The sequence below is a fragment of the Bradyrhizobium sp. T-12 genome (assembly GCF_058314695.1).
In genome coordinates this window covers 1,572,370-1,591,592 of the sequence record NZ_CM177756.1, presented here as the reverse complement: position 1 = coordinate 1,591,592, position 19,223 = coordinate 1,572,370, and the positions used below count along the sequence as shown (strand labels likewise).

The 19,223-nt window shown below is 65.3% G+C and carries 17 protein-coding genes; 4 read left to right on the top strand and 13 right to left on the bottom strand.

Features of this window, described 5'->3' with window-relative positions; translation table 11 throughout:
- Nucleotide 1: 1 nt before the first annotated feature.
- The 10 genes from AC0WRY_RS07675 to AC0WRY_RS07630 all read right to left on the bottom strand — a co-directional run bounded on the left by AC0WRY_RS07675 (nucleotide 2) and on the right by AC0WRY_RS07630 (nucleotide 11,221).
- Nucleotides 2–1,726 (bottom strand): chemotaxis protein, encoded by a 1,725-nt coding sequence (locus AC0WRY_RS07675; protein WP_491122873.1) that lies wholly within the window; start codon nucleotides 1,724–1,726, stop codon nucleotides 2–4.
- 5 nt (nucleotides 1,727–1,731) lie between these two features.
- Nucleotides 1,732–2,823, bottom strand: a complete 1,092-nt coding sequence (locus AC0WRY_RS07670; protein WP_194406408.1) for a protein-glutamate methylesterase/protein-glutamine glutaminase — start codon at nucleotides 2,821–2,823, stop codon at nucleotides 1,732–1,734.
- A gap of 15 nt (nucleotides 2,824–2,838) precedes the next feature.
- Entirely contained in the window at nucleotides 2,839–3,693 is an 855-nt protein-coding gene (locus tag AC0WRY_RS07665) for a CheR family methyltransferase (RefSeq protein WP_194406407.1), read from the bottom strand.
- A gap of 137 nt (nucleotides 3,694–3,830) precedes the next feature.
- On the bottom strand, nucleotides 3,831–5,639 hold the full coding sequence (locus AC0WRY_RS07660; protein ID WP_194406406.1) for a methyl-accepting chemotaxis protein: 1,809 nt from the start codon (nucleotides 5,637–5,639) through the stop codon (nucleotides 3,831–3,833).
- Nucleotides 5,640–5,698: 59 nt separating this feature from the next.
- A complete protein-coding gene (locus AC0WRY_RS07655) occupies nucleotides 5,699–6,181 on the bottom strand; it encodes a chemotaxis protein CheW (protein WP_491122872.1) in 483 nt (160 codons plus the stop codon).
- 65 nt (nucleotides 6,182–6,246) lie between these two features.
- Nucleotides 6,247–7,944, bottom strand: coding sequence for a methyl-accepting chemotaxis protein (locus AC0WRY_RS07650; protein ID WP_491122871.1), 1,698 nt, complete (start codon nucleotides 7,942–7,944; stop codon nucleotides 6,247–6,249).
- Nucleotides 7,945–7,981: 37 nt separating this feature from the next.
- On the bottom strand, nucleotides 7,982–8,443 hold the full coding sequence (locus tag AC0WRY_RS07645; RefSeq protein ID WP_194406402.1) for a chemotaxis protein CheW: 462 nt from the start codon (nucleotides 8,441–8,443) through the stop codon (nucleotides 7,982–7,984).
- Complete coding sequence (locus AC0WRY_RS07640) at nucleotides 8,443–10,536, bottom strand: chemotaxis protein CheA (protein WP_194406401.1); 2,094 nt, start codon at nucleotides 10,534–10,536, stop codon at nucleotides 8,443–8,445. Before AC0WRY_RS07640 ends, AC0WRY_RS07645 begins: the two co-directional genes overlap by 1 nt.
- On the bottom strand, nucleotides 10,533–10,898 hold the full coding sequence (locus AC0WRY_RS07635; protein WP_018317043.1) for a response regulator: 366 nt from the start codon (nucleotides 10,896–10,898) through the stop codon (nucleotides 10,533–10,535). The genes AC0WRY_RS07640 and AC0WRY_RS07635 overlap by 4 nt, the downstream gene beginning before the upstream one ends.
- Entirely contained in the window at nucleotides 10,898–11,221 is a 324-nt protein-coding gene (locus tag AC0WRY_RS07630) for an STAS domain-containing protein (RefSeq protein ID WP_194406400.1), read from the bottom strand. Before AC0WRY_RS07630 ends, AC0WRY_RS07635 begins: the two co-directional genes overlap by 1 nt.
- Before the next feature lie 258 nt (nucleotides 11,222–11,479).
- On the opposite strand from AC0WRY_RS07630, the gene AC0WRY_RS07625 reads away from it, so the two are divergent.
- From AC0WRY_RS07625 to AC0WRY_RS07615, 3 genes are all read left to right on the top strand, one after another.
- Complete coding sequence (locus AC0WRY_RS07625; protein WP_491122870.1) at nucleotides 11,480–12,604, top strand: HD domain-containing phosphohydrolase; 1,125 nt, start codon at nucleotides 11,480–11,482, stop codon at nucleotides 12,602–12,604.
- 182 nt (nucleotides 12,605–12,786) lie between these two features.
- Nucleotides 12,787–13,455: a hypothetical protein gene (locus tag AC0WRY_RS07620; protein ID WP_194406398.1), complete on the top strand. Its 669-nt coding sequence runs from the start codon at nucleotides 12,787–12,789 to the stop codon at nucleotides 13,453–13,455.
- A gap of 18 nt (nucleotides 13,456–13,473) precedes the next feature.
- Nucleotides 13,474–15,624 carry a CHASE2 domain-containing protein gene (locus tag AC0WRY_RS07615; protein WP_491122869.1) on the top strand — a complete coding sequence of 717 codons (2,151 nt, stop codon included), beginning with the start codon at nucleotides 13,474–13,476 and terminating at the stop codon, nucleotides 15,622–15,624.
- 32 nt (nucleotides 15,625–15,656) lie between these two features.
- Here AC0WRY_RS07615 and pobA read toward each other — a convergent pair whose 3' ends face one another.
- Nucleotides 15,657–16,829, bottom strand: coding sequence for a 4-hydroxybenzoate 3-monooxygenase (gene pobA / locus AC0WRY_RS07610; RefSeq protein ID WP_194406396.1), 1,173 nt, complete (start codon nucleotides 16,827–16,829; stop codon nucleotides 15,657–15,659).
- A 50-nt stretch (nucleotides 16,830–16,879) separates the two neighbouring features.
- On the opposite strand from pobA, the gene AC0WRY_RS07605 reads away from it, so the two are divergent.
- Nucleotides 16,880–17,779, top strand: a complete 900-nt coding sequence (locus AC0WRY_RS07605) for a helix-turn-helix domain-containing protein (protein ID WP_491122868.1) — start codon at nucleotides 16,880–16,882, stop codon at nucleotides 17,777–17,779.
- 5 nt (nucleotides 17,780–17,784) lie between these two features.
- On the opposite strand, the gene pcaG is transcribed toward AC0WRY_RS07605, so the two are convergent.
- Both pcaG and pcaH read right to left on the bottom strand, forming a co-directional pair.
- On the bottom strand, nucleotides 17,785–18,411 hold the full coding sequence (gene pcaG / locus AC0WRY_RS07600) for a protocatechuate 3,4-dioxygenase subunit alpha (protein WP_491122867.1): 627 nt from the start codon (nucleotides 18,409–18,411) through the stop codon (nucleotides 17,785–17,787).
- A 3-nt stretch (nucleotides 18,412–18,414) separates the two neighbouring features.
- Entirely contained in the window at nucleotides 18,415–19,203 is a 789-nt protein-coding gene (gene pcaH / locus AC0WRY_RS07595) for a protocatechuate 3,4-dioxygenase subunit beta (protein WP_194406393.1), read from the bottom strand.
- Nucleotides 19,204–19,223 lie beyond the last annotated feature (20 nt).

The following is a 19,223-nucleotide window of genomic DNA, read 5'->3' as shown; positions in this document are numbered from 1 at the left end:
GTCAGAACAATTCTATGCCGTCGTCCGCAGTCTCGACGGCCTCGACCCGGCGCGAGGCGGCGGCCGATACCAGTCCGAGCGCGTGCAGGAATTCGCGATGAACGTCACGCTCGCGCTCCATCGTGTAGCGCGCGAAGAGATCGTCCAGGATCGCCTGATCCTGCAGCTCCACCTGGAGCCGCTGCGCACCCGCACTCGCCGTCTCGAGCCGCGTGGCGACCGCAGGCAAGGCCGCCGAGCTTTCGCCGAGCGTGGTCATCTGCCCTTGCGCCGAATTCATCAGCCGCTCGAATTCCGCCCCTTCGTTCACGAGCCGGCTCATCAGCTTGCCGAGCCGTTCATTGCCGGCCTCGACCTCGCGCAGCGCCACAAGGATCTGCGGCTCGAGCTTGGCAAGCTGCGTGGGGTCACCCTGCACGCGCAGCTCCTTCAGCTCATTGGCCGAGCGCTCGATGCCGTCGAGCACCGGCCGCAGGCGCCCGGCGCCCGCCGAGACCTGGTCGGCGGTCGCCTTGAGCTCGTTGGCGATAACGACGAAGGCGCTGCCACGACTGCCGAGATGGCTCGCCTTGAGGCCGGCATTCATTCCGATCAGCGTGATGTCGACCGTCGCCTCGGCAAGCCCGGCGATGGCCTGGCGAAATTTTGCCAGCGTGTCCTCGACGATCGCGAGCGCCTCGTCGACCGAGCGGCCCGCACTTTCGCAGGTGGCGATCAGGTTCGAGGCGTGCGCCAGCGTCTGCTTGATGCGCGTCAGGAACGACGAGCCGTCCTCCTCGCCGCCGAACAGCGTGCGGCCGTGGCCGGCGACGCTGCCCGCGTCGCGCAGGATGGCGGTCAGCGCGCCGACGATCCGGCCGATGTCGCCGCCGAACTCGCGCTGGGCATCCCTCAGCTGCGCGGCCTGCAAATGGCAGATCACGCGCATGCCGTGATCGCTCGTCACGGGTTCGGGGACGAGGCTCGGCGCGGTGGCCGACGCGAGGCCGAGACCGTGAGACACGTGTTCGAGACGCTGACGCGTGCTGTCGCCGGCCTGCAGCGAGATGATCGCGCTGCCGACCGCCTCGGCGATCTTCCTGGTGCTGGAGCTGGCGCGATCGGCCAGATGGCTGCTCTTGCTGCGCTGGTCGCGCAGCCCGGAATAGGCCGCGCCGAGTTCGTCGCTCTCCGACATCAATTGGGCCCGGTAGCGGCTCTCGAAGTCCTTCTGCCGGCCGGAGGCGGTGGCGACCGCTTCCGACAGGCGCTGCTGGTCGCGCGCGCAGCCTTCGATCGAGCGCTGCACCGCCTTGCCGAGATCATAGGCTTCCTGCGTGAAGGCGAGAAAGCCTTCGCGGTCGCCGTCGAGCGAGGCCGCCTCGATCCTCGCGCTGCGCGCGATGATGGTGATCATCTGGATGTGCTTGAACAGCGGCTTGAGCAGCGAAGACGCTTCCGCCGTGCTCTTGCCGATCGTCTGCAGCAGCGCGCTTTCCGCCGGCAACGCCCGCTCCAGCTCGCTCAGCCGCGCGGCGATCTCCTGCAGCGCGGTCGCGGCGCCTTCGATCTCGGCGCCAGAGAGCTCGCCCGAGAGCGTCGCCAAGCCCTGGTTCAGCTCCTGGAAGATGAGGTGACCGCGCCCGAGTTCGTGACCGACGCGCGCGAAGACGTCCTCGATGCGCGAGGAGACGTCCTCGATCGCCGCGGTCGCCTCAGCGAGCATGTTGGCCGGAACGGTGGACATGGCCATCAACCCGCCACCGCGGCGTGGCCGGCCTGATACCAGAGCATGATCTCGCGCGGGATCTGATGCAGCGAGACGACCTTTTCGACGCCGCCATGGGCGATGGCTTCCTTGGGCATGCCGAACACCACGCAGCTCTCTTCGTCCTGGGCCCGCGTCGAGGCGCCGAGCTTGCGCATCTCCAGCATCCCGCGCGCGCCGTCATCGCCCATGCCGGTCATGATGACACCGAGCGCGTTGGCGCCGGCGTGCTGGGCCGCCGAGCGGAACAACACGTCGACGGAGGGGCGATGCCGCGACACCGGCGGGCCGTCCTTGATCGCGATCTGGTAGCGCAGACCGATGCGCTGGAGCAGCATGTGCCGGGCGCCGGGCGCGATATAGGCGCAGCCCGGCAGCACCGGCTCGCCATCCTCGGCCTCCTTGACCCTGATCTGGCAGAGGCCGTCGAGCCGTTTGGCGAACGCGGCGGTGAAGCCTGCCGGCATGTGCTGGACGATGACGATCGGCGGGGAATGCGCCGGCAGCATCTCCAGAACGTCGTTGAGCGCTTCGGTCCCGCCGGTCGACGCGCCGATGCAAACGATGCGCTCCGTCGTCGGCCGGACCCTGCCCTGCACCGGCGGCGGGATGATGGCGTCGGCGGTCAGCTTCTTCTCGATGGCGCGACGTTCCGCGCGTGGGCGCACCCGCGCGCGCGCCGCCGACTTCACGGCCTCGCGCAGCCGCGTCGAGCATTCGAGCAGCGCCTGCCGCGTGTCGATCTTCGGCTTCGGCACGATGTCGACCGCACCGGCTTCGAACGCCTCGAACATCACGTTCGAGCCTTCCTCGGTCAGCGACGAGCAGATGATCACCGGGATCGGTCGCTGCGCCATGATCTTGCGCAGGAACGTCATGCCGTCCATGCGCGGCATCTCGAGGTCGAGGATGATGACGTCGGGAATCTCGTCCTGGAGACGACGCGCCGCCACGAACGGATCGGAGGCCGTCGCCATCACCTCGATATCAGGGTCGTCGTTGAGGATCGTCTGCAGGATTTGGCGCACCGACGCCGAATCGTCCACGATCAGTACGCGAACTTTCTCCTTCGGCATCTGGTGTGGCTCCAATCAGACCTGGAAAATCGTCGGCTGAACTTGCTTCAGATCCGGGACGGAACTGTGAATCATCGATTCCGAATGCCCGACCAGCAAATATCCACCCGGCCGCAAATGGCTGCAGAGCTGCTGGACGACCTTGCGCTGGGTCGGCTTGTCGAAATAGATCAGGACATTGCGGCAGAAGATGATGTCGACGTCACGATCGACGGGATAGGACGCGTCCATGAGGTTCATCCTCATGAAATGAGTCATGCGCCGCAATTCCGGCACCACCCTCACCTCGCCGCGCGACTTGTCCCGCGACGACAGGAAATATCGCTTCACGAAGGGCTCCGGCACCGGGGCGACCACGTCCCTTGTGTAGATGGCAGTCTTGGCGAGGCGCAGCACGGCGGTCGAGATGTCGGTGCCGAGGACGCGGTACTGAAAGCGCGAGCCGTTCCGCGTCATGTCGTCCAGCACCATCGCGGTCGTGTAGGCTTCCATGCCGGTGGAGCTTGCCGAGCTCCAGATCTTCAGGTTCGCATTCTTGCGTCCGTGGGACTTGAGCAAGGCGGGGATCGCGACATCGCGCAAGAAGGTGAAGTGCTGCGGCTCCCGGAAGAAGTCGGTCTTGTTGGTCGTCACCACATCGATGAGATGCGTGAGCTCGGTGTCGAAATGATCGGCCTCAAACAGGTTCTCGACATATTCGTTGAGGTCGGAGAAATTCAGCGCGCGCACGCGCTTGTGCAGCCGCCCCTCCAGCATCAGCCGCTTGCCCTGCGGCAGCTTGATGCCGACCTGCCCCTCGATGAGCTCGGCGATGGTCCGGAAGTGCCGGTCCGACAGGTGGACGGCGGTATCCTGCACGGCGGGCATCATGGATGCCGGCTCCAGTCACCAACGGTCGCTTGCACTGAATGTCGGGCCATCCTGGCCATCTGCAATCCTACGCTTCTACTGGAAGAACGGGGGCGGATCGGCAGGCCCTTGGCTGCGCGCCGATCCGCCGCGACACATCAGCGCTGGAAGTCGGCGTCCCGATCGTCCTCGCCGTCGTTCATGTCGAAGGCAAAGCCACCGCCGCCGGCGACCTTCACGGCGCGCGCCGGCTTGGCCGGCACGACCTTCTTCGCCGGACGCTCGGCAGCCGCCATGGTCACCGCCTTGGCGCGCAGCTGGCTCACCGCCCGGTCGATCTGCGCCGGCGCCTGGCTCCTCGCGCCCTGCTCGATGCGGAAATAGGCGATCGTGGACTGCAGCTGCTCGGCCTGCGAGGCGAGCTCTTCCGAGGTCGAGGACACCTGCTCGGACGCGCTGGCGTTCTGCTGGCCGACCTTGTCGAGCTGCTGGATCGCCTGGTTGATCTGGGCCGAGCCGACGTCCTGCTCGCGGCAGGCCGCGGTGATCTCCTCGACGAGCTCGGCGGTCTTCTTGATGTCGGGAACCAGCTTGGAGAGCATCGCGCCGGCCTCCTGCGCCACCTTGACGGTGTCGGTCGACAGCGTGCCGATCTCGGCCGCCGCAGCCTGGCTGCGTTCGGCGAGCTTGCGCACCTCCGAGGCGACCACGGCAAAGCCCTTGCCATGCTCGCCGGCACGCGCGGCCTCGACCGCCGCGTTGAGCGCCAGCAGGTCGGTCTGGCGCGCGATCTCCTGCACGATCGTGATCTTCTCGGCGATGGTCTGCATCGCGTTGACGGCCCGGCCGACGGCTGCGCCGGAGGCTTCCGCATCCTTGGCCGATTGCGCGGCGATCTTCTCGGTCTGGTTGGCGTTGTCGGCATTCTGCTTCACGTTGGAAGCCATCTCCTCCATCGAGGAGGACGCTTCTTCGGCGGACGAAGCCTGCTCGGTCGCGCCTTGCGAGAGCTGCTCGGCGCTGGCGGAGAGCTCCTGGCTGCCGGCCGAGACGTTCTGCGCCGCCGTCAGCGCTTCCGACACGATCTGGCGGAGCTTCACAACCATGCTCTCGAGCGCAAGGCCGAGCGTGTCCTTGTCCGAGAGCGGCTTGGCTTCAACCGTGAGGTTGCCCTGCGCGATCTCGTTGGCGAGGGCCGCGGTTTGATTGAGGTTCACCGTCATCGCATTCAGCGACTTGATCAGATCTCCGATCTCGTCATTGCTGGATGAATCGATCTTCTTGCTGAGATCGCCGATCGCGACGGCATCGGCCAGCCCGACAGCGTGCGCCAGCGCCCGGCTGATATTGAGGGCGATCCAGACCGCGGCGACCACGGCGATGACCAGAGATGCGGCCACCAGCGCCAGCAGCATGGTGATCGCCTTGCTGCCTTCGTGCCGCGCCTCGGCGCTCTCCTCGGCCATCGCCTTCTTGACGTAGTTGATGTAGTCGTTCGCCGCGTTCAGGGCCAGCGTCGTCGACTTCAGCCCCTCGTTCATCGAGTGCTCGGCGGCCTTGACCTTATCCTGCTTGACCATCCTGATGGTTTCGTCCTGCACCTTGTTCGACGCGGCATAGGTGCTGGCGAAGGTATCGATCATCTTCCTGCCGGCCTCGCTCGCGCCGGCATAGACCTCATCCTTGATCTTCAAGGCAGTCTCGCGAAGCTGCGCGATCTGGCTGACGAACTTTTCCTGGTCCGCTTCGGTCGCCGCGAGGATCGTGTTCTTCTCCGCGCGGACCTGAAGAAGCACGCTCTGCTGCAGGTCGCCGACCTTGGCAAGACGGGCTGCCCGCGCCGACAGGTGCTCGGTTGTATTGACCGTATCGTTGAGCTTCAGATAGGCGACCGCGCCGGCGATCATCGAGAGCAGGATGACGACGCCGAATGCGCTTGCGAGCTTGGCCTTGACAGTGAATCTCATGGTTTTCTCATCGGTTCTAATCGGGTTTATTCACTTGGCAACGCATTACGCTCTTCAATTCACGCGGCGCGGAATGCATCCGCATCGCTTCCTTCCGGGATCTCGTCATGTGCCATCAGCTTGGCGAGATCGAAAATGATGACGAACTTTTCACCCTTGCGTCCGATGCCGGCCGCATAGTCGGACTGCCACTTGCCACCGACCTCCGGCACGGGCTCGATCGCCTGCTCGTCGATGTCGGTGACTTCGAAGACGCAATCGGCGACGAAACCGACGCCAACCAGACGGCCCTTCATCGGCACGTCGAGAATGATGATGCGGGTCGCCTCGGTGGCCGACACGCCGGGCAGGCCGAGCTTGGTCCTGAGATCGACGATCGGATAGCCGCTGCCGCGGACGTCGATCATGCCGAGCAGGAAATCCGGCGCGTGCGGCAGCCGTGAGATCGGCCGCATGTCCAGGATTTCCCGGACATTGCGAATGCTGATGCCGAACGTCTCGCCGGCGAGACCGAGCGTCAGGTATTGCGAGGTTGCGGCCATGGTGCGTTCCGGGGTTCCGAAGGTTTGGAAGCAAATGCGGTCCGGCGCGACGCCGGACCGGTTGATCAGCGTTGGAACTCGGCGTCGCGCTCGTCTTCGCCGTCATGCATGTCGAAGGCGAAGCCACCGCCACCGGCGACCTTCATCGCACGCGTCGGCCTGCGGGCGGGCACGGGCTTCTTCGCACCACGATCGACCGACGCCATGTGCGCGGCCTTGGCCCGGAGCTGACCGACGGCGCGGTCGATCGGCTCGACCACCGCTTTGTCCTTGCGGGCAGCATCCTCGATCCGGAAGAACGAAATGGTGGACTGGAGCTGCTCGGCCTGCGAGGCGAGTTCCTCCGAGGTCGACGACACTTGCTCGGACGCGCTGGCGTTCTGCTGGCCGACCTTGTCGAGTTGCTGGATCGCCTGGTTGATCTGGGCCGAGCCGACGTCCTGCTCGCGGCAGGCCGCGGTGATCTCCTGCACCAGTTCGGCGGTCTTCTTGATGTCGGGCACAAGCTTGGACAGCATGTCTCCCGCTTCCTGCGCGACCTTCACGGTCTCAGTCGACAACGTGCCGATGTCGGCGGCAGCGGCTTGGCTGCGCTCGGCGAGCTTGCGCACCTCGGAGGCGACCACCGCGAAGCCCTTGCCATGCTCGCCGGCGCGGGCGGCCTCGACCGCGGCGTTGAGGGCGAGCAGATCGGTCTGGCGCGCGATCTCCTGCACGATCGTGATCTTCTCGGCGATGGTCTGCATGGCCTGGACCGCACGACCGACGGCCACGCCGCTGGCTTCGGCGTCCTGAGCCGATCGCGCGGCGATCTTCTCGGTCTGGTTGGCGTTGTCGGCGTTCTGCTTCACATTGGACGCCATCTCCTCCATCGAGGAGGAAGCTTCCTCGGCCGAAGAGGCCTGCTCGGTGGCACCCTGCGAGAGCTGCTCGGCACTCGCGGACAGCTCCTGGCTGCCGGCCGACACATTGTTGGCCGCGGTGAGAGCCTCTTCGACGACCTGGCGAAGCTTCTCCACCATCGTGTTCAGGGATTTGACGAGATCACCGATCTCGTCGTTGCTGGAGACCTTGATCGTCTGCGTCAGATCACCGCCCGCCACGGCGCCGGCGAGGCCGACCGCGCGGCCGAGCCCGCGGGAGATGCTGAGGGAGATCCAGATCGCGGCGATCAGGCCGATCACGAGCGATGCGACGACCGCCGAGACCAGCATGACGTGCGCGCGATTGCCGTCCTCATGCGCCAAGGCGGCGCGGTCCGCCATGTTCTTCTTGACGTTGTTGACATAGAGGCTGGCGGCGTCCATCGCCTCGCGAACCGCCTTACGCACCTCGACCGCGGACTGCTCGACGGCTTTCGGTCTGTTCGTCCGGGCGGTCTTGAGCGCGTCGTCTTGAACGGCATTCATCCGCGCGTAGGCGGCGCCGAAATTCTCGATCAGCTTCTTGCCTTCCGGGGAGGCTGCGGCGTGAATCTCTTCTTTCAGCTTGAGGAGCGTCTCGCGCTGCTTTGCGATCTCGGCGACGAAGCCGTCCGCTTCGCTATCGGGCGCCAGAAGCAGATTCTTCTCGGACCGGACCTGGGTCAGGATTCCCCTCTCGATCTCCGCCGCGCGCTCCATCCGGCCTGCGCGGGACACCAGATTGTCGGCGGTATCGATCATCTCGCTCAGCTTCACATAAGCGAGGCCGCCCGCCGCCATCGAGAGCAACAGAACCACACCGAACGCAATGGCAAGCTTTGCCTTGACCGTAAATCTCATTTCCAGCCCCTACCCCGGTCTCGCCCGAGACCACTTGTCAGTTCAGAATGCGTTCCATGTTCGGAACGATGACAAACTCTTCACGCCACTTCGCAATGAAGCGAATGAACTCCGGCTTCCAGTGCATGCCGACGCGCGGCGTCTGCTGCACGTCGGTCTGCGAGATTTCGGTGACCTCGTAGACCTTGTCGGCGGTGACCCCGACCAGAACCGGCTCACCGTCCAGCTCGAGCTCGATGACGACGATGCGCGTGTCGGCGGAGTCGTCGAGCTGCGGCATGCCGAAGCGGATGCGCAGGTCCGCGAGCGGAATGACGTTGCCGCGCACGTTGATCACGCTGGGAACGAAGGCCCTCGCGCCGGCGACCTTGGTCACGGGAACGGGGTCGATGATCTCGCGGACGAGGCCGGCATCGAGAGCGAATTTTTCCTCGCCGAGACCGATCATCACGACCTGCATCGCGCCCGTCTGACGCTCGCCAGTCAAACCATCGTTCATCACGCCGCCTCGCTGATATGCTGCTTTTCGACCTTCGACTGCGCCAACGCGACGAGCTGGGCGACGTCGAGGATCAGCGCCGCCGTGCCGTCACCCAGGATCGTCGCGCCGGAGAAGATCGTGACGTCCGAGTGCAGCTTGGAGAGCGACTTGATCACGGTCTGGTGGTTGCCGATGATCTGGTCGACGACGAGACCGACGTGGGTCTCGCCGGTCGAGATGATGATGGTCTTCTGGTGCTGGTCGGGCGCACCGGAGGCGGTCATGATCTCGCGCAGCCGGAGGAAGGGCACGAGATTGCCGCGCACGTTGAGGAAATTGCGGCCGCGCGAGCGTTCGTCCTCGGCGGTCAGCTCGATGCATTCCTCGACCGCGGACAGCGGGATGATGTAGCGGCCCTCGCCGACGCGGATCAGGAGGCCCTCGATGATCGCGAGCGTCAACGGCAGGCGCAGCGTCACCGTGGTGCCCTGGCCGGGCCTCGTCGAGAGGTCGATCGAACCGCGCATGTTCTCGATGGTGCGCTTGACCACGTCCATGCCGACGCCGCGGCCGGACAAGGCCGAGATGGTTTGCGCCGTCGAGAAGCCGGGGTGGAACAGGAATTGATGGATCTCGTGATCGGTGAGCACGGCGCCAGCGGCGATCAGCCCCTGCTCTTCCGCTTTCGCACGGATGCGCGCGGTATTGAGGCCGCCGCCATTGTCCTTCACGGTGACGAGCACCTGCGCGCCGGAGTGAACGGCGGCCAGCTCGATGCGGCCCTGCTCGGTCTTGCCGTTGGCGGAGCGCGTGGCCGTATCCTCGATGCCGTGATCGATGGCGTTGCGGATCAGGTGGACCAGGGGATCGGCGAGACACTCGATCATGGTCTTGTCGAGCTCGGTGTCCTCGCCCGTGGTGACGAATTCGACCGGCTTCGAAAGATCGCGCGACAGGTCGTGCACCAGGCGGCGGAAGCGGCCGAACAGCGAGCCGATCGGCACCATGCGCGCACCCATCGTGGTATCGCGCAGGGACGAGGCGAGACGTTCGATTTCCTCGGCGATCATCTTGATCGAGAGGTCGGAGCCGGACGAAGCGAGCTGGCTCAGGCGCGCCTGCGCGATGACAAGCTCGCCCACGCGGTCCATCAACTCGTCGAGGCGCTCGGCCTGGACGCGGACGGTGGCAATGCCGCGATCCTGCTTGGCCTCCTCGCGGCGCGCGGGCGCCGCCTCACGCTTGATCTCGGGTTTCGATTCGGATGCGGCTTCGGATTCCGTCTTTGCGGCGGGCTGTTCGACGACGGGCGCGGGCTCGACCACCGGCGCAGCCATCTCGGAGACGAGCGGCTCCTCGTCGAGCAACTGGAACAGCGGCGTAGGCGCGGGCGCCTCGGCCTGCGCGAGCGGCGAGAGCGTCAGCTTCATCTCGTCCTGGACGAACATGAAGACGTCGTCGATCGCGTCCTTGTCGCAGACCGCGTGCAGCTTGACGTCCCACTTCAGATAGCAGTCTTCCGGCTCCATCTCGTCGAGCAGCGGAATGCCGTCGGTGACGGGCACGACGAAACAGGGACCGAGCTTGCAGAGATCTTCCAGCAGGTCGAGCGGGTTCGAGCCGTTGCGCAGGATGTGTGATTCGAATTCCAGGTACAGGTGCCAGCCGGCCTGCTTGCTCTCGGCCGGGGCCAGCGGCGGCGCCTCGGCGATCGCGACGACCGCAGCGGCAGGCTGGTCGGCCGTGACGAAGCGCTTGAGGTCGTCGAGGATGGCCTCGCCGATGACGTCGTCGGTCGACTGGGGATCCTCGATCAGCGCGCGGATATAGTCCTTGGCGGCGAGCGCGACCGAGATCAGCTCCTGCGTCGGCTTGATCTCGCCCTTGCGGACGCGGTCGAACGCGGTCTCGAATTCGTGGGTGAAGGAGGCGACCTTGTCGAAGCCGAACATGGCGCCCGAGCCCTTGATCGTATGCAGGGCGCGGAATGCGGAATCGACCAGTTCGCGGTCGTCGGGACGCAGGCCGAGATCGAGCAGGGCTCCTTCAAGAACTTCGAAGAGCTCGGCGGCTTCCTGACGGAAGATCTCGGTCGGGTCCATCGCGCTCATGCGCGCACCAGCTTGCCGACCACGGCCAGCAATTGCTCGGGCTTGAAGGGCTTGGTGATCCAGCCGGTGGCGCCGGCGCTCTTGGCTTCCTGCTTCACCGTGTCGTTGGATTCGGTCGTCAGGAACACGATGGGCATGCCGACCGCGCTCGGCAGCTTGCGCAGCGCCCGGATCAGCTCCAGCCCGTTCATGACGGGCATGTTGAGGTCGGTGATCACGAGATCGAGCTTGCCGGCCTGCGCCTTGGCGAGCCCTTGCGCACCGTCGCCGGCCTCGATCACGCTATGACCGGCCGGCTCGAGCACGACCTTGATCATTTGCCGGATGCTTGGGGAATCGTCGACCGTGAGAATCGTGGCCATTAGGTGCCATCTTTCTTTTGCGGGAAATGCTGATCGATCATCGCCTCGCTGGCGAAGCCGGCGCGGCGAAGGGTGTTACGCAGAGACTGGGAGAAGGAGGTGAGGACCACCGGGCGGCCTTGGGCCTCGCCCGTCTTGGCGGTCGACAGCAGAAGCTGGATCGAGGTGACGTCGGCCTTGTCGACGTTCGAGCAGTCGATCTCGAGCCGCTGCTGGCGGCCGAACGCCTCGCGAATGAGATCATAGACACTGCGAATGGCCGCTATGCTGCAATCGGCGGGCAACCGCAACGACCACTTCGGCTCCGTCGGATTGAGCGCCATCGCTGCCCCGCCTCTGCTAAATTCCGATACACGTTTGACGTGAATCAAATGAGCAAACTCCTAACGGAGTGGTCCGTACAACTACGGGTCACATTCTCTCGGAATTCGCGCAAGTGCATGCAGACGTGCACAGCTCCGTGAAACTACGTGCGCGCCGTGGCGAGTGATGCGCCGCGTGCCGCGCATTTGCTTCGCGTTAAATTGGCACGCGTATGCATGAGTTCCTGCCTTTGCCAGCGAAGAGAGCTCGGCCCCTTCATGCTGACCCAAGCGCTCCTGGTTGACGACAGCCGCTCCGTCCTCAACTTCCTGAAACTTCACATCGAGGCCGAAGGTCTGGTCGAAGCCACGACCTTCCTCGATCCCGTGGAAGCGCTGACCTGCGCGCGTGAGCGCGTTTTCGACCTCGTGCTGGTCGACTACGAGATGCCGCATATGGACGGCATCAGCTTCATCCGCGTCTTCCGGTCCCTGCCCGGCTGTGCCGACATCCCGATCGCGATGATCACCTCGCGACAGACCGACGACGTCAAGATGGAAGCGCTGCAGGCCGGTGCAACCGACTTCCTGCCCAAGGCGCCGCAAAGCGTCGAGATGACGGTGCGCCTGCGGAATTTGGTTCAGCTTGGTGCAGCCGTACGCAAGCTCAGCGATCGTGCCGCGCACCTGGCGAGTGAAGTCGCAGCAGCGACACGAAAGCTCGGCGAGCGCGAGGAGGAGATCATCCTGCGGCTCGCGCTCGCGGTCGAATACCGCGACAACGACACCGGCGAGCACACGCTGCGGGTCGCCCGCTACAGCCGCATCATCGCCGAGCAGCTCGGCCTGCCGGCCCGGCTCTGCCGCGACATCTATCTCGCCGCGCCGCTGCACGACGTCGGCAAGGTCGCGATTCCCGACAATATCCTGCTCAAGCCCGGCAAGCTCACCGACGCGGAGATGGCGGTGATCCGGACGCATGCGACGATCGGCGAACGGATTTTGGCGGATTCCGGCTGCGAGCTGATCCAGCTCGGTGCGCAAATTGCCGCAGGTCATCATGAACGCTGGGACGGCGCGGGCTATCCGAACGGCCTCAAGGCGAACGAGATCCCGGTTGCCGCACGTGTCGTCGCGGTCGCCGACGTGTTCGACGCCCTGACGACGCGACGCCCCTACAAGGAGCCGATGCCGCTCGAGACGGCGCGCCATTACCTGATCGAGAATCAGGGGCGGCAATTCGACCCGGCCTGCGTGGATGCGTTCCTGTCGCGCTGGAGCGAGGTGGTGGAGATCGCCGCGGGGCAACGGGCGACGCCGTTTCAGACGGCGGAAGCCGCGCCCGTTGCCGATATAGAGAGGGCAGCGGAGAGCGATCCGGCCGAAGCCGTCCCGGCCGCCTGACTGTTCGACCAACGGCTTGCCGCGGCTCCGGTTTCTCCGGTCGCCGGGTTGAACCTGTTCCTGCTAGAGTGGCACCAACGAAAAAGAGTGATTCTGGTCACACTTGCCTGGACGCCGTGCTGCTAAGCATCGAACCAGGACGGGGACCGGTCATACGTCGGTCGAACTGGATGAGAATTCCCATGAAGAGCCTGATCGGCGCCGCTGTCGGCGCATTCTGTGTTGCGGCCCCCGCCCTGGCGGAGACCCCTGCGGCGATCGTCGAGGATGTGCAAGGCAAGGTCGACGGCATCGAATTCATGGACTATGTCGCGGCGGGCAAGATCATCAAGCTCGGACCCAAGGCCAGCATTACGCTCAGCTATCTCAAATCCTGCCTGCGCGAGACGATCAGCGAAGGCGTCGTACTGGTCGGCGCCGAGCAAAGCACCGTGCAGCTCGGCGACGTGCAACGCGCCAAGGTGCCCTGCGACACCAAGGCGGCCCAGCTCTCCGAACGCGAAGCGAATCAGAGTGCCGCAACCACGTTCCGGACCATGCGGTCCGACGCCAAGGCCGCTCCGTCCAAATTGCCGACGATCTACGGCGTTGCGCCGATCGTTCAGGCCAAGAGCGGCAGCACCCTGGTGATCGAGCGCACCGACGGCAAGGAGCCCACGATCAGCGTACCGCTCAAGAGCGACGTCATGACCCGTGGCAAGTTCTATGATTTCGCCAAGGCCGGGAAATCACTGACCCCGGGCGGCAGCTATCTCGCAAGCCTCGGCGCCAAGCGCTACACCTTCCAGGTCGACGCCAGCGCCACGGCATCGCCGACCCCGATCATCGGCCGCCTGCTGCGGCTCGAATAGCGGCCTAGCGACGGGGCGATGCGGCGGATCGGGGGACGGGACATCGTTGCAGCGGTTCTGATTGCGCTCGTTGCGGGCGCGATCTTCACGTCCCCGCCGCTTCAGGTCCTGCAAGGCCTCTCGCTCGACATCCTCACGGCGCTGCGCGGCAGGATCATCGGCGACCGCCGCGATCCCGCGACATCGCCCGTCGTCGTCGTCGCAATCGACAATGAGACCTACGAGACACCGCCCTTTCAGGGATCGCCGACGCAGACCTGGACCCGCGAGATCGGCCGGGTGCTCAACAGCATCACCGAAGGCGGCGCCAAGGTGATCGGCTTCGACGTCATCTTCAAGAACTCGATCGAGCAGTCGGAGATTCCCTTTGGCGACACCGCCCTCGGCGGCCGCATGAAAGGTTTCGATCGGGACTATCTGATCGCGCTGCGGCAAATCTCCGACGGCGGCAAATTGGTGCTCGGCGAAATCCTCAGCAACGACCATCCGGAAGTGCCCTACCGCGCCCAGCAAGTGGCCGTGCGCAACACCGTCCGGGCGCTCAACGTCCACACCGACCACGACGACGTCATCCGGCGCATGCCGCTGAGCTTTGCCATCGAAGGGCGGCCGGTCCCCGCGATGGCGGTCGAGCTCGCTGCGCGCGCCACCGGTGCAAAGCCCGAGATTGCGCCTTCCGGCGCGACGGAATTGTCCGGCTACGCGATCCCGAGCGCAGTGCCGAATACAATGGCGCTCAATTTCCGGGGGCTGGGACGCGACATCCCGACCTTCTCCTTCGCTGACCTGCGCGCCTGCGTTGAAAAGGGCGACCGCGATTTCTTCCGCCGCGCGTTCGACGGCAAGGTTGTGCTGCTTGGGACGGTGCTGAATTTCGAGGACCGCAAGCTCACCTCGATGCGCCTGTCCGGCGGCCATGATGGAACGCCGGCCGCACGATGCGCCCTGCCCGCGCCGGCAAGCGCGCCGCAGAAAGCCCGCAGCGACGTCGCAGGCGTGTTCGTCCACGCGACCGCGGTCCGGAACCTGATGGAGCACGACGCCGTCACCGAGCTCGGCTTTCCGATGCGGACCATTCTCACGATCGTGTTCGCCGCACTCATTGCCTGCGCAGCCTCGATTCTCGTGCCGACCGGTGCGCTGGCCGTCTGGCTCGTCCTCACCGCCGCTTACACCGCAATGGCCGTTGGCGTCTTCGTTCATGCGACGGCGCTGCCGCTCGCCGAGCCTGCGCTCGCGAGCCTTGCAGCCCTCGCCTCGATGATCGGCTACCGCTTCGTGCTGGCCGATCGCGACGAGCGCTTCCTGCGCAGGAGCTTTGCCTATTATCTCGCGCCCGAAGTCATCGAGACCATGGTCGCATCCGGCAAGATGCCGGCGCTCGGCGGCGAGATGCGCAACGTCACCATGTTCTTCTCCGACCTCAGCGGCTTCTCGTCCATCGCCGAGGCGATGACGCCGGTCGAACTGGTGACGCTGATGAACGAATATCTGTCGGCCATGACCGACGTCATCCAAAGCCACGGCGGCTATGTTGACAAATATATCGGCGATTCCATCGTCGCCATGTTCGGCGCGCCGGCCGACGATCCCGCCCACGCCACGAACGCGGTTCGTGCTGCGCTGAGGTGCCACGAGACGCTGGCGGAGCTCAATGCCGGCCACCCTGCCTTCGCCGGCCACGGCTTGTCGCATCGCATCGGGCTGAACAGCGGCGAGGCCGTCGTCGGCAATATCGGCTCGCGCCGCCGCTTCAATTATACCGTGATGAGCGACACCGTGAACGTCGCCTCGCGGCTCGAGGGCGCCAACAAATATTACGGCACCGCGATCATGGCTTCCGAAACGACGATGGTGCAGACCGGCGATACATTCGCCTGGCGCGAGCTCGACGCGATCAGGGTGCTCGGCCGCGGCGAGGCGATCAAGGTGTTCGAGCCTTTGGCGGCCAGGGGCGCGGAGAGCGCCGATCAGACGAAGCTGGCCGCCGCCTATGCCGACGGGCTCGCCTGCTGGCGCGCGCGGGATTTTGCGAAAGCGGCTGACGCATTCGGGCGGATGGCGGAGACCGATCCGGCGTCGGCGCTGTTTGCCAGGCGCGCGCAGGCGTTCGCCGCGAGTCCGCCGCCAACAGATTGGACACCGGTCAATACGCTGGAAGGGAAGTGACGTAGCCAGCCAAGCGCGCCGACGCCATTACCCTAGAACGGCAGCCCCACATAGTTCTCCGCGAGCAGACGCTGCGCCGTCTCGGAGGAGAGCAGATAGTCCAGCTCGGTCTGCTGCAGCCGATCGTCGTAGTCGAGCCGGTCGGGAAAGCGGTGCAGGAGCATCGTCATCCACCAGGAGAAGCGCTGCGCCTTCCAGATCCGCGCCAGCGCCTTGGCCGAATAGCCTTTGAGGCCGGCATCATCGCCGCTCTGATAATGTGCGAGCAGAGCATGATAGAGATAGTAGATGTCGGACGCGGCGCTGTTCAGCCCGCGTGCGCCTGTGGGCGGCACGATGTGGGCGGCATCGCCGGCGAGGAACAGCCGGCCATAGCTCATCGGCTCGGCGACGAAGCTGCGCAGCGGTGCGATGCTCTTCTCGATCGACGGCCCCGTGATCAGATTGCCGGCGACCTCGCCCGGCAGGCGGCGCTTCAGCTCGGTCCAGAATGCATCGTCGCTCCAGTCCTCGACCTTGTCGGTCAAGGGCACCTGGATGTAGTAGCGGCTGAGCACCTGGGAGCGCAGCGAACACAGCGCAAAGCCGCGCTCGTGCTTCGCATAGATCAGCTCGGGCGACACCGGCTTGGTGCGTGACAGCACGCCCAGCCAGCCGAACGGATAGACCTTCTCATATTCGCGCAGAACGTCCTTCGGGATCGACTTGCGGCTGACGCCGTGAAATCCGTCGGCGCCGACGATGTAGTCGCAATCGATGCGGATCGTCGCGCCGTTCGACTGGTAGGTTACGTAGGGCCGGTCCGACGTCAGATCGTGCGGCATCACGTCTTCCGCATTGTGCACGACCTTGCCGCCGAGGCGGTCCCGCGCCTCGTAGAGGTCGCGCGTCAGTTCGGTCTGGCCGTAGACCAGCACCGAATTGCCGCCGGAATGCTTGTGCAGGTCGATCTTGGACAGCACGCCGTCATGGGCGATCTCGAAGCCGGTATGAATCTCGCCCTCGCGGTCCATCCGCTCGCCGCACTGCGCCTCGCGCATCAACTTTGCGAAGCCATGCTCGAGCACGCCGGCGCGGATCCGGGCGAGCACATGGTCGCGGCTGTATTTCTCCAGCACGATCGTGTCGATGCCCTTGAGGTGCAGGAGCTGGGACAACAATAGCCCGGACGGCCCGCCGCCGATGATACAGACCTGAACCTTCATTTTTGCGTCCTCCCGTCGGCACTTTTTTGCAGATTTGACGCCGCAGACCGATGGAGGGTTTCGCCATTGTCTTGTACTATTCGAACATGAAGCGCACAGCCCCGGCGATCCGCATCTATAATCTGTTCGGCGAGTCCGGCGATTTGCCCGACGTCGTGCATTGCGAGACCATCGCGTCCCGCTCGGTGCTGCACGATTGGACCCTGGCCGTGCACCGCCACGCCCGGCTGCACCAGGTGCTGCTGATCGAGCGCGGCGGCGGCGAGGCGACGCTGGATGGACACGTGGTGCCGTTGAAGCCGATGCAGATCGTCAACGTGCCCGTCGGCCACGTCCACGGCTTCCGCTTCGTGCCCGATACGCAAGGATGGGTGCTGACCATCGCCGCGGAAATTCTGGACGAGGCGCTGCTCGCCGCTGAGGGCCTGCGCGCCGCGCTGTCGCGCTCGGCCGTGGTCCGCGGCACGCCGCAGATCCGCACCACCATGAAGCAGATCTTCGCCGAACATGCCGCGCGCGATTTCGGCCGCGCGCATGTTCTGCGCGCGCTGTCGTCCGCCATGATCGGGCTGGTGGCCCGCGCAATCACGAGCGAGAGCGGCGGCAACGGCGCGGTCGAGTCCAGCCTGTTCCGCCGCTTCGAGGCGCTGCTGGAGCAGCATCATCTGGAGCGCTGGAGCGTGGCGGACTACGCCGAGGCGCTGGCGGTGACACCGACGCATCTCAATCGCATCACGCGGGCAGCGACCGGCGACACCGCCTCGCACCTCATCCTCAACCGGCTGATCCGCGAGGCGCGGCGCAACCTCGTCTATACCAATCTGCCAGTGTCGACGATCGCCTACACGCTCGGCTTCGAGGACCCCGCCTATTTCAGCCGGGTCTACACTGCCGCTACGGGCGTGTCGCCGCGCGCCTTCCGCGCGCACCTCCATGGCGAAGAGACCTAGCGGCCTCACACGTCGAAGAACACCGTCTCCTCCGGCCCCTGCAGATTGATCGTGAACGAATACACGATCTTGCCGCCGCGCTCGGTCCGTTTTGCGATCAGGGTCTGGCGCCGGGACGGCTGTTCGATCAAATTGAGTACGGGGTCGGCGGCGTTGGCCGCCTCTTCATCCGAGAAATAGAGCCGCGTGTTGAGACCGATATTGATGCCGCGCGCGACGATCCAGACATTGACATGCGGCGCGCATTTGCGTCCCGCTCTGTCGGTGATCGCGCCCGGCTTGATGGTCTCGAACGTCACGAGGCCGCTCTCGAAATCGGAGCCGGCGCGGCCCCAGCCGCGAAACTCCTCACTTAGCGCGCCGGCCGAACGATCGGCCGGATGATTGTAGCGGCCGCTCGCATTGGCCTGCCAGATTTCGAGCAGCACGTCGCGCAGCGGCGTGCCGGTGCCGTCGAGCACCCTGCCTTCCAGCGTGATCCGCTCACCTTCGGTGTTCGGCGTTGTCAGCACGTTCGAGAAGTTCTTCTCGAAAATGTCGAAGCCGGCCATCGCCGGGATCAGTCCGATATGGACATAGGGACCCGCGGTCTGCGAGGCGGTTTCCTTGAGATAGTTGAGCGGCTGCGGCATGGCTCAGTTCCCCGCGGTGCGATTTTCAAAATAGGTGGAGCGCTGGCCGCGCAGCACGATGTCGAAGCGGTAGGCGAGCGAGTCGAACGGCGTCGAGGCGTTGAGATCGAGCGGCGCCACGAGACGGTCGAGCGCATCCTTGTCCGGGATCGTCGTCAGGATCGGACAGATCGGGATCAGGGGATCGCCCTCGAAATACATCTGGGTGATCAGCCGCTGCGCAAAGCCCGAACCGAACACGGAAAAATGGATGTGGGCGGGGCGCCAGCTGTTGACGTAGTTGCGCCAGGGATAGGGCCCCGGCTTTACGGTGCGGAAATAGTAATAGCCGGTGTCGTCGGTCAGTGCGCGGCCGCAGCCGCCGAAATTCGGATCGATCGGCGCCAGATAGGTGTCCTTCTTGTGCCGGTAGCGGCCGCCGGCATTGGCCTGCCAGAACTCGACCAGCGTGTTCGGCACGCCGCGGCCGGTCTCGTCGACCACGCGGCCGTGCACGACGATGCGCTCGCCGACGGGATCGCCGTCCTTGGCGTAGTTGCGGATCAAATCGTTGTCGAGCGGACCGAGATCGTTGTGGCCGAACACCGGCCCGGTGATCTCCGAGACCGAGTTTTCGAGCGACAGCAGCGCCTGGCGCGGCGAGCGCAGGACCGAGGATTTGTAGCCCGGCGCGTGCGCGGGCGGATGGATGGAGCGGTCGCGCTGGAAGAAGCCGCCGTCGCCGAGCGGCGGGGTCAGGGGCTCGGGACGGTTGAGGCGGGGATCCCGCAAGGCAGGCGCCTGGGCATTCATCGTGTCTCTCCCTTAGGCGC